This window comes from Actinosynnema sp. NPDC059797, assembly GCF_042732085.1.
Taxonomy (GTDB): Bacteria; Actinomycetota; Actinomycetes; order Mycobacteriales; family Pseudonocardiaceae; genus Actinosynnema.
Genome location: NZ_JBHWIE010000248.1, coordinates 1 through 10,567 on the forward strand (window position 1 = coordinate 1; position 10,567 = coordinate 10,567).

Genomic DNA, 10,567 nt, shown 5'->3' on the forward strand with positions numbered 1-10,567 from the left:
CCGGTGTCGTGATCAGAACTGCGAGATGAACCTCCAGGCCTCGCCCTTGGTCCAGGTCCGCACGCCGCTCTCGGCGTAGGTGCCGTCGACCGGGCCGGGCATGTGGCCGTTGTCGAACGCGGCCCACTGCACCGGGTAGCCCGCCCGGCACGAGTACGTCGTGGTCACGTGGCTCATGCTGCCCTGCGCCGGCTCGCGCGGGTTCTGCGGCGTGCAGCCGTTGTTGGCCACGAACCGGTCTCGGAGCTGCCGGCCCAGCGAGATGTTGAGGACGTTGTCCGTGAGGCCGTGCAGGCCGAAGTAGGCGATCGGCTGGCTCCCACCGGCGCACCCGCTCAACTGCGCGCCGGCGTAGACGACCACCGCCCGGAACACGGTCGCCCTGGCGCACGCGAGCGCGTAGCTCATGCCGCCGCCGTAGCTGAAGCCCATCGCGAAGCGCAGCTTCGGGTCGACGCAGAGGTCGCCCTCGATCCGCCTGATCATGTCGTCGACGAACGTGACGTCCTCGCCGCCCGAGTTGGCCCAGCCGTTGCCGAGGCCCTGGGGCGCGACCAGGATCGCGCTGTTGTTCGACTGCTCCTGCATCCCGTAGTACGACCACGCGGTCCCGCTGGTCCCGCCGGAGGCGACGTCGTTCATCGTGCCGCCCCGCCAGTGGAACCCGAAGATCAGCCGGTAGGGGCGGCTGTTGTCGTAACCGTCGGGCACCCGCAGGATGAAGCTGCGGCTCTTCCCGCCGCTCTGGATCGTGTGCGTGCCGCTGCGCAACGTCGGCACCCGGCCGCAGCCGCTGCCGCCGGGGTCGCCGCCCGACACCCTGGCGAGCTGCCACTGCTGGTTGGCCCCGCCGTGGTCGGCGTACTGGACGACGTTGGCGTTGTCCGCGGTGGACGCGCCCTGCACCTCCACCGCCTTGCCGCTGTGCCGGGCGATCAGCCGCACGTGCCCGCCGTCGGAGTCGGCCAGCCGGAACTGCTGGTTGGTCCCGCCGTGGTCGGCCCACTGCTGGATCGCGGCGCCGTCCGCGGTCGACGAGCCGGGCACGTCGAGGACCTTGCCGGAGTGCCGGGACTTGAGCCGGTAGTAGCCGCCGCCCGAGTCCAGGAACTGCCACTGCTGGTTGGCGCCGTCGTTGCGCGTCCACTGGGTGATGCGGCCCCCGTCGGCGGTCGACAGGTTGTGGACGTCCAGCGCCTTGCCGCTGGTGCGGTTCACCAGCACGTACCACGCGCTCGGGTCGACCGTCGCCGCCGACGCGGGCGCGGCGGTGACCGCGGTGACCGCCCCGGCCGCGAGCAGCACCGCCGCCACGGCGGCCGTCACCGGTCGTCGGCCGGGATCCCCCGGCCGGTCCGCCCTCGCGCCCCAACGTGTTCGTCGCATCAGAAGGCTCCCTCGTCATCGTCGACGGGTGCGACCGGACCACTCGCCCGGGCCGGTACCGCACGGCTCACCAGGACCCGCTCGGGCACCGTAGCCGGCGGCGACTCGGGGCGTCAACGCAGGAAACTGCTAAAATTGTTAGCGCTAACTTGTGAGCCGAACGGACCAAATCCGCCGCTCCAGCACGGCAGCTTCCTCCTGTCGAACGGGGGTTCGACCAGGTCATCGCAGCGTGGTTGATGTTATCGCTCACATCAGGGTGCTCACGGTGGTTGACGCTCCGGGGCGACGCCGGCTACGTTGCCGGGAGCCCCGGCCGCCGCTGCGTCGACACCGTCCCCTTTGGAGGGTCCAGCATGGCCGACCTGCCTCGAAGGCAACTGATGAAGCTCGGCGCGGCGGGCGCGGGCGCCGTGCTGGGCGCGGGCGGCTGGACGGCGGCGGCACGCGCCGACTCCGTCGCGCCGCCGGAGGTGCGCGCGGTCGGCGACCTGGCGCTGTGGTACGACGAGCAGTCCGGGACGGACTGGCTCCGCGCGCTCCCGGTCGGCAACGGCCGCCTGGGCGCGATGGTCTTCGGCAACGCCGACGTGGAGCGGTTGCAGCTCAACGAGGACACGGTCTGGGCGGGCGGCCCCCACGACTACACCAACACGCGGGGCGCGAGCGCCTTGGCGGAGATCAGGCGGCTGGTGTTCGCCGACCAGTGGGCGCAGGCGCAGACCCTCATCGACCAGGCGATGCTGGGGAACCCGGCCGGCCAGCTCGCCTACCAGACCGTCGGCGACCTCAGGCTCACCTTCCCCGGCGGCGCGGTCTCCGACTACCAGCGGTGGCTGGACCTGACCACCGCGACGACCGTCGTGACCTACGCGGTGAACGGCGTGCGGCACCGGCGGGAGGTGATCGCCAGCGCGCCGGACCAGGTGATCGCCGTGCGCCTGACGGCCGAGGCGCAGGGCGCGATCTCGTTCACCGCCTCGTTCGGCACGCCGCAGCGGGCGACGGCGTCGAGCCCGGACAACACGACCATCGCGCTGGACGGCCGCTCCGGCGACCAGCGCGGCATCGCCGGCTCGGTCCGGTTCCTCGTGCTGGCCAAGGCCATCGCCGAGGGCGGGAGCACCAGCAGCTCCGGCGGTTCGCTGCGGGTGTCCAACGCCACCGGCGTGACGCTGCTGATCTCGATCGGCACCAGCTACGTCGACTACCGGAACGTGGGCGGCGACTACCAGGGCATCGCGCGGGCCCGCCTCGGCGGCGCCCAGGGCACGGCGTACGACGTGCTGCGCGCCCGGCACGTGGCCGACTACCAGGCCCTGTTCGGGCGGGTCACGATCGACCTGGGCCGCACCGCGGCGGCGGACCAGCCGACCGACGTCCGCATCGCCCGGCACGCCGGCACCGCGGACCCCCAGTTCTCCGCCCTGCTCTTCCAGTACGGCCGGTACCTGCTGATCTCGTCGTCGCGGCCGGGGACCCAGCCCGCCAACCTCCAGGGCATCTGGAACGACCAGCTCGCGCCGTCGTGGGAGTCGAAGTACACCCTCAACGCCAACCTGCCGATGAACTACTGGCCGGCGGACACGACCAACCTCGCCGAGTGCCACGAGCCCGTGTTCCGCATGATCGGCGACCTCACCGCCACCGGCGCCCGCACGGCGCGGGCCCAGTACGGCGCCGGCGGTTGGGTCACCCACCACAACACCGACGCGTGGCGGGGCTCCTCGGTCGTGGACGGCGCGCTCTGGGGCATGTGGCAGACCGGCGGCGCGTGGCTGTCCACCCTGATCTGGGACCACTACCTGTTCACCGGCGACGTCGGGTTCCTGCGCTCGTACTACCCCGCGATGAAGGGCTCGGCCCAGTTCTTCCTCGACACCCTGGTGGAGGAACCGACCTCGAAGTGGTTGGTCACCAACCCGTCGAACTCGCCGGAGCTGCCCCACCACGCGAACGCCAGCGTGTGCGCCGGGCCCACCATGGACATGCAGATCCTGCGCGACCTGTTCGAGGGCTGCGCCCGCGCCTCGGAGGTGCTGGGCGTGGACGAGGACTTCCGGACCCGGGTCCGCGCGACGAGCCGGCGGCTGGCCCCGACGCGGATCGGGTCGCGCGGGAACGTCATGGAGTGGCTGCACGACTGGGTCGAGACCGAGCCCCGGCACCGGCACGTGTCCCACCTGTACGGCCTGCACCCGAGCAACCAGATCACCAAGCGGGGCACGCCCCAGCTGTTCGAGGCCGCCCGCCGGACCCTCCAGCTGCGCGGTGACGACGGCACCGGCTGGTCCCTGGCCTGGAAGATCAACTACTGGGCGCGGCTGGAGGAGGGCGGCCGGGCGCACGACCTGATCCGCCTGCTGGTGACGCCGGACCGGCTCGCGCCCAACGCGTTCGACCTGCACCCGCCGTTCCAGATCGACGGCAACTTCGGCGCGACGTCCGGCATCGCCGAGATGCTGCTGCACAGCCACAACGGCGAACTGCACGTGCTGCCCGCGCTGCCGACCGCCTGGCCGGTCGGCCGGGTGGACGGGCTGCGCGGCCGGGGCGGGTACACCGTCGGCGCCGCGTGGAGCGGTGGCCGGGCCGTGGAGCTGTCCGTCACCCCCGACCGCGACGGCGTGGTCCGGGTCCGCAGCCGGGTGTTCACCGGGTCGTACGAGGTGCGCGACGTGACCGGCGGCGCCACCGTCCGGCCGGAGCAGGTCGAGCCCGACCTGGTGCGGTTCACCGGGCAGGCCGGTCGCACCTACCGCGTGACCTCCCTCGGGCAGCCGCCGCTGGTCGAGCCGGGCGTGCACTACCACCTCGTGGCGCAGCACAGCGGCAAGTCGGCCGACGTCACCGGCGCCTCGACCGCCGCCGGCGCGGCCCTGGTCCAGTGGCCCGCGACGGGCGGCGCCAACCAGCAGTTCGACTTCCTGCCCACCGGCGACCACCACCGCGTCCGGGCCCGGCACAGCGGCCTGGTGCTCCAGGTCTCCGGCACCGGCAGCGGCGCCGACATCACCCAGCAGCGCGATGCCGGCACCCCGAACCAGCTGTGGCGGCTGGTCGACCACGGCGGTGGCGTGGTGAGCCTGGTCAACCAGCAGAGCGGCCTCGCGATGGACGTGTGGTCCGCCTCCACCGCCGACGGCGCCCGCATCTCCCAGTACGCCCTCACCGGCAGCCCCAACCAGCGCTTCCAGCTCCGGCGGGCCTGAACGGGGAGCGGGGGCCGGGCAGGCGTGGCGCGCCCGCTCGACCCCCGCTCCCCTGGTGGACGGCCCGGTCCTGCGCGTCAGACGCGGACCCACCTCTGGTTGGCCTGCCCGTTGCAGGTCCACAGGATCAGCCTGGTGCCGTTGGCGGTGCCGGCCTGGTCGGCGTCCAGGCAGAGGCCGGCGTGGGCGTTGCGGATGGACCCGTCCGAGCCGAAGGTCCAGCGCTGGTTCGCCTGGCCGTTGCAGGTCCAGATGATCACGCGGGTGCCGTTGGCGGTGCCCTGGTTGTCGGCGTCGAGGCACTTGTCGCCGAAGACCCGGACCTCGCCGCCGGCCCAGGTCGTCCACAGCTGGTTGGCGGCGGTGTGGCAGTCCCACAGCAGGGTGGCGGTGCCGGCCGCGGTGGCGGCGTTGTCCACGTCGACGCAGCGGCCGGAGCCGGCGCCGCGCAGCCGGGAGGTGGTGGCGGCGACGGGGCTGCCGCCGGTGACCCGGAACGCGGCCACGCCCTGCGCGGGCACGGTGGCCGAGATGGCGCCCGAGGTGCTCGAGGTGCCACCGGTCCACAGGTCGGTCAGGGTGAACGCGCTCCCGGACAGGCCGACCTGGGCGGCGGTGGTGGAGATGGTGGTGCTGCCGCCACCGCGGTTGAACAGGCCCACCGCGACCGAGCCGTCGGCCAGGGCCTTGGCGAAGACCTCGGTGTTGCCGTCGTCGCGGACCCGTCGCCCGCCCGCGCCCAGCGGGTCCTGGTTGACCGCGATCAGGCGGGGGTTGCGCAGGATCGCGCTGATGTCGGAGGACATGGTGCGGATGTCGTTGCCGGCCATCAGCGGGGCGGCCATCAGCGCCCACAGCGCGAAGTGCGACCGCGACTGCGTGAGGTTGAGCCCCGGGCGGCCGACGACGAGCATGTCCGGGTCGTTCCAGTTGCCCGGACCGTTCTGCGCGGCCAGCGGCGCGGTCACGTCCAGGACGTTGCCCACGCCCATCGGGTAGCTGTTGACGTTGCCGTTCTGCCAGATGTCCAGCAGGTCCTCGGTGGTCCGCCACAGGTCGGCCACCTCGCCCCAGTCGTACTTGTCCCCGGTGATGGCGTGGAAGCTGTTGGGGTTGATGCTGTAGACGATCGGGCGACCCGTGGCGCGCAGCGCGTCGCGCATGATGGTGAACCGGGCCACCTGCTCGTCCCGGGTGCCCGCGCCCGAGCACCAGTCGTACTTGAGGTAGTCCACGCCCCAGGAGGCGAACGTCCGGGCGTCCTGCGCCTCGTGGCCCTTGCTGCCGGTCGCACCGGGGTGCGCGCCCGTGGTCTGGGCGCAGGTCTTCTCGTTGGGCACCTGGTAGATGCCGAACTTCAGGCCGCGCGCGTGGATGTAGTCGCCCAGCGCCTTCATGCCGCTGGGGAACTTGGTGGGGTGGGAGCGCAGGTTGCCCTGCGCGTCGCGGTTCGGGTCGAACCAGCAGTCGTCGACCACCACGTACCGGTAGCCGGCGTCCCGCATCCCCGAGGACACCATCGCGTCCGCCGCCTGGCGGACCTGGGCCTCGGTGATGCCGCACCCGAAGCTGTTCCAGCTGTTCCACCCCAGCGGCGGGGTCAGCGCCGGGCTGCCGGGGGCGGCCCCGGCCGCGGGTGCGGCGGGGGTGAGGGGTGCCGCGGAGAGCACCCCCAGCGCCGCGATCGCGGCCGTGACCAGGTGGAGGAATCGTCTGCGTGTACGGGCGGGCATCATTGCCCCCTTTCCGCTTCGACCGGGGTCGCTCGACGTGTCGGCACCCCGCGCCGTCTCTGCCGAGCGGTCGCACCGGCGGCACGCGACCCGCCGGAGCGGGTCGATCCACCGCTCAGCACGGTAGCCACCCCGGCGATCCGGGGTCAACGCGCTCAAGAGCTAAAATGTTTGCGCTAACTTTAGCTCGTCCCGGCGAATTCACTGTCGAATGACGTTCGACCTGATTACGCCCCCACCGACGCCCTCCGCTCACCCAGGCGGAGCACCCGCGCCCGAAGACCGCCGCTCACCTGCACGAAACAATTTCGAAGCATCTTGACCGGGGCCCGCGCCATCGTTCACAGTCTGACAGGCACGGCGTGCGCCTGTGGCGACGACCATCGAACCCCCGGCACAGCTCCTTTTGCACAGCAGAGTTTCGGCCTTATTGGTGTTAACGCTAACAGAATGGGGGGCTTCCGGTCGGCGGTTGTTCCAGGCGTTCGCCGGTGCGCCCTGCCACCGCGGAAACCAAGGCCCGCGGTGTTCCGATCCGTGAGGACACGTGATGAACGATTCGACACGAGCGGTCATTCGGCCGACGCACTCGCGCCGGCCGAGAACAACGGCGTTGCTGCTCGTCGCGGGACTCTCCGCCACCCTGATGGCGGTCGCCACCGGCCAGGCCTCGGCCGGCACGACGCTGGGCGCCTCGGCGGCGGAGAAGGGCCGGTACTTCGGCGCCGCCATCGCCGCGGGCAGGCTCGGTGACAGCACCTACACGACGATCCTGAACCGCGAGTTCAACAGCGTCACCGCCGAGAACGAGATGAAGATGGACGCGACCGAGCCGAACCAGGGCCAGTTCACGTTCACCAACGGCGACCGGATCGTCAACCACGCCATCAGCCGCGGCATGAAGGTGCGCGGCCACACCCTCGCCTGGCACGCCCAGCAGCCCGGCTGGATGCAGCGCATGGAGGGTTCGGCGCTGCGCCAGGCCCTGGTCAACCACATCAACCGGGTCGCCTCCTACTACCGCGGCAAGATCCACTCGTGGGACGTGGTGAACGAGGCGTTCGCCGACGGCGGCAGCGGCGGGCGGCGGGACTCCAACCTCCAGCGCACCGGCAACGACTGGATCGAGGTCGCCTTCCGCACGGCCCGCGCCGCCGACCCGGGCGCGAAGCTCTGCTACAACGACTACAACACCGACGGCGTCAACGCCAAGAGCACCGGCATCTACAACATGGTGCGCGACTTCAAGGCCCGCGGCGTGCCGATCGACTGCGTGGGCTTCCAGTCCCACCTGACCAACTCCGCGCCGGCCGACTACCAGGCCAACCTCCAGCGCTTCGCGGACCTCGGCGTCGACGTGCAGATCACGGAGCTGGACATCTCCGGCTCGAACCAGGCCAACGCGTACGCCGCCGTCACCCGCGCCTGCCTCGCCGTCGCCAGGTGCACCGGCATCACCGTCTGGGGCATCCGCGACACCGACTCCTGGCGCACCGGGCAGAACCCGCTGCTGTTCGACGGCTCGGGCAACAAGAAGCCCGCCTACACCGCCGTGCTGAACGCCCTCAACGAGGGCTCCGGCGGCCAGCCGGGGGTCATCGACCCCACCGCGTGGTACGTGCTGGTGAACCGCAACAGCGGCAAGGCGCTGGACGTCTACAACCTCTCGACCGGCGACGGCGCGCGGATCACCCAGTGGAGCCGCAACGACGGCAACAACCAGCAGTGGCAGTTCGTCGACTCCGGCGGCGGCTACTACCGGGTGAAGTCCCGGCTCTCGGGCAAGGTGCTCGACGTCTACAACTTCTCCACCTCCGACGGCGCGGCCATCGTGCAGTGGACCGACGGGAACGGCTCCAACCAGCAGTTCCGCGTGGTCGACGGCAGCGGCTACATCAGGCTGGTCAACCGCAACAGCGGCAAGGCCGTGGAGGTCCAGGGCGCGGCGACCGCCGACGGCGCGAACGTCGTCCAGTACAGCGACTGGGGCGGCGCCAACCAGCAGTGGCAGCTCCTCCGCGTCGGCTGACGCGCGGTCCCCTCCCCCACGACGAAAGAGTGCGAACCATGTACGGGACGAGACAACCCCCGTCACCGACGGGACGGCCGGCCACGCCCGGTCCCACCCGGGCGCGCCGCCGCTGGGCCGGAGCGGCCACCGCGCTCGTGGTGGTCCTCCTGGGCGGGCTGACGGCGGTGTTCGGCTCGACCGCGGCATCCGCAGCCACGGTCGACACGAACGCGTGGTACGTGCTGGTCAACCGCAACAGCGGCAAGGCGCTGGACGTCTACAACTTCTCGACCGCCGACGGGGGCCGCATCACCCAGTGGACCCGCGGCGACGGCGCCAACCAGCAGTGGCAGTTCGTCGACTCCGGCGGTGGCTACTACCGGCTCAAGTCACGCCACTCCGGCAAGGTGCTCGACGTCTACAACTTCTCGACGGCCGACGGCGCCAACGTCGTCCAGTGGGCCGACGGCAACGGCAGCAACCAGCAGTTCCGCCTCGCCGACTCCGCCGACGGCTACGTGCGCCTGATCAACCGCAACAGCAACAAGGCCGTCGAGGTCCAGAACGCCGCCACCACCGACGGCGCGAACGTCGTCCAGTACAGCGACTGGGGCGGCGCCAACCAGCAGTGGCAGCTCGTGCGCGTGGGCTCCGGTCCCACCACCACGACCACCACCGGGCAGCAGCCGCCCGGCCAGTACACCAACCCGGTCGTGTGGCAGGACTTCGCCGACGTCGAGGTGATCCGGGTCGGCGACGCCTACTACATGACCGCGTCGACGATGCACTACTCGCCGGGCGCGCCGATCCTGCGCTCGTACGACCTGGTCAACTGGGAGTTCGCCGGCCACTCGGTGCCGTCACTGGACTTCGGCGCCAAGTACGACCTGACCAGCGGGCAGCGGGCCTACGTCAACGGCATCTGGGCCTCGACGTTGCAGTACCGGCCGAGCAACCGCACGTACTACTGGGCCGGGTGCATCGACTTCAACGACACCTACATCTACACCGCCGCCAGTGTGGAAGGGCCCTGGAACCGGCACGCCCAGATCGACAACTGCTACTACGACGCGGGCATGCTCGTCGACGACAACGACACGATGTACGTCGCCTACGGCAACACGACCATCAGCGTCGCCCAGCTGTCCGCCGACGGGCGCAGCCAGGTCCGCGCGCAGCAGGTGTTCCAGACGCCCTCGAACATCGGCACGCTGGAGGGCGCGAGGTTCTACAAGCGCAACGGCAGCTACTACATCTGGCTGACCCGGCCCGCCAACGGCCAGTACGTGCTCAAGTCGGATAACGGGCCGTTCGGGCCGTACACCGTGCGGCAGGTGCTGCTCGACCTGCCGGGTCCGATCCCCGGTGGCGGCGTGCCCCACCAGGGCGGTCTGGTCCAGACGCAGAACGGGTCCTGGTACTACATGTCGTTCGTCGACGCCTACCCGGGCGGTCGGGTCCCGGCGCTGGCCCCGATCAGCTGGACCGCGGACGGGTGGCCGACCCTGCAGACGGTCAACGGCAGGTGGGGCGTGAACTACCCCTCGCCGCTGCCCACCAGGCCGGTCAAACCCCTCACCGGGACCGACACCTTCGCGGGCACGGCGCTCGGCCCGCAGTGGGAGTGGAACCACGACCCGGACACGTCGAAGTACTCGGTGAACAACGGGCTCAGGTTGTCCACGGCCACGGTCACCGGTGACCTGTACGCCGCCCGCAACACCCTGACCCACCGCATCCAGGGGCCGACCTCCACCGCCACCGTCGAGCTGGACCTCGGCGCGATGCGCGACGGCGACCGGACCGGCCTGGCGATGCTGCGCCAGTCCTCGGCCTGGATCGGCGTCAAGCGCGACAACGGCGTCAACCGCCTGTCCATGACCACCGGCCTGGCCATGGACGGCAGCTGGCGCACCACCAGCACCGGCACCGAGGCCGCGAGCGCCGCGCTCGGCGGCAGTCGGGTCTGGCTGCGGGTCAACGCCGACATCCAACCCGGCTCCAACCGCGTCGCCCGCTTCTCCTACAGCACCGACGGGGTGAACTTCACCTCGCTCGGGCCGGCGTTCACGCTCAACAACACCTGGCAGTTCTTCATGGGCTACCGCTTCGGCATCTTCAACTTCGCCACGCAGGCCCTCGGCGGCTCGGTGACCGTCCGCCAGTTCACCCTGACCACTCCCTGACCGCCACCCCGCCGCGGTCCGGCCCGACCCGTCCGGTCG

Annotated in this window: 5 protein-coding genes; 3 read left to right on the forward strand and 2 right to left on the reverse strand. The window is 71.2% G+C overall.

What is annotated here, in order from left to right:
- Positions 1–12: 12 nt before the first annotated feature.
- Positions 13–1,386 (reverse strand): RICIN domain-containing protein, encoded by a 1,374-nt coding sequence (locus ACFV4N_RS32870; RefSeq protein ID WP_499676540.1) that lies wholly within the window; start codon positions 1,384–1,386, stop codon positions 13–15.
- Between the two features lie 356 nt (positions 1,387–1,742).
- Between ACFV4N_RS32870 and ACFV4N_RS32875 the strand changes: the two genes are divergently transcribed.
- Positions 1,743–4,598 carry a glycosyl hydrolase family 95 catalytic domain-containing protein gene (locus tag ACFV4N_RS32875; RefSeq protein WP_499676541.1) on the forward strand — a complete coding sequence of 952 codons (2,856 nt, stop codon included), beginning with the start codon at positions 1,743–1,745 and terminating at the stop codon, positions 4,596–4,598.
- A gap of 77 nt (positions 4,599–4,675) precedes the next feature.
- On the opposite strand, the gene ACFV4N_RS32880 is transcribed toward ACFV4N_RS32875, so the two are convergent.
- The gene (locus ACFV4N_RS32880; RefSeq protein WP_499676542.1) at positions 4,676–6,331 is read right to left on the reverse strand and encodes a glycoside hydrolase family 27 protein; all 1,656 of its coding nucleotides are present in this window, start codon (positions 6,329–6,331) and stop codon (positions 4,676–4,678) included.
- A 550-nt stretch (positions 6,332–6,881) separates the two neighbouring features.
- Between ACFV4N_RS32880 and ACFV4N_RS32885 the strand changes: the two genes are divergently transcribed.
- The gene (locus tag ACFV4N_RS32885; RefSeq protein WP_499676543.1) at positions 6,882–8,360 is read left to right on the forward strand and encodes an endo-1,4-beta-xylanase; all 1,479 of its coding nucleotides are present in this window, start codon (positions 6,882–6,884) and stop codon (positions 8,358–8,360) included.
- 38 nt (positions 8,361–8,398) lie between these two features.
- Positions 8,399–10,528, forward strand: coding sequence for a family 43 glycosylhydrolase (locus ACFV4N_RS32890; protein WP_499676544.1), 2,130 nt, complete (start codon positions 8,399–8,401; stop codon positions 10,526–10,528).
- Positions 10,529–10,567: the final 39 nt, after the last annotated feature.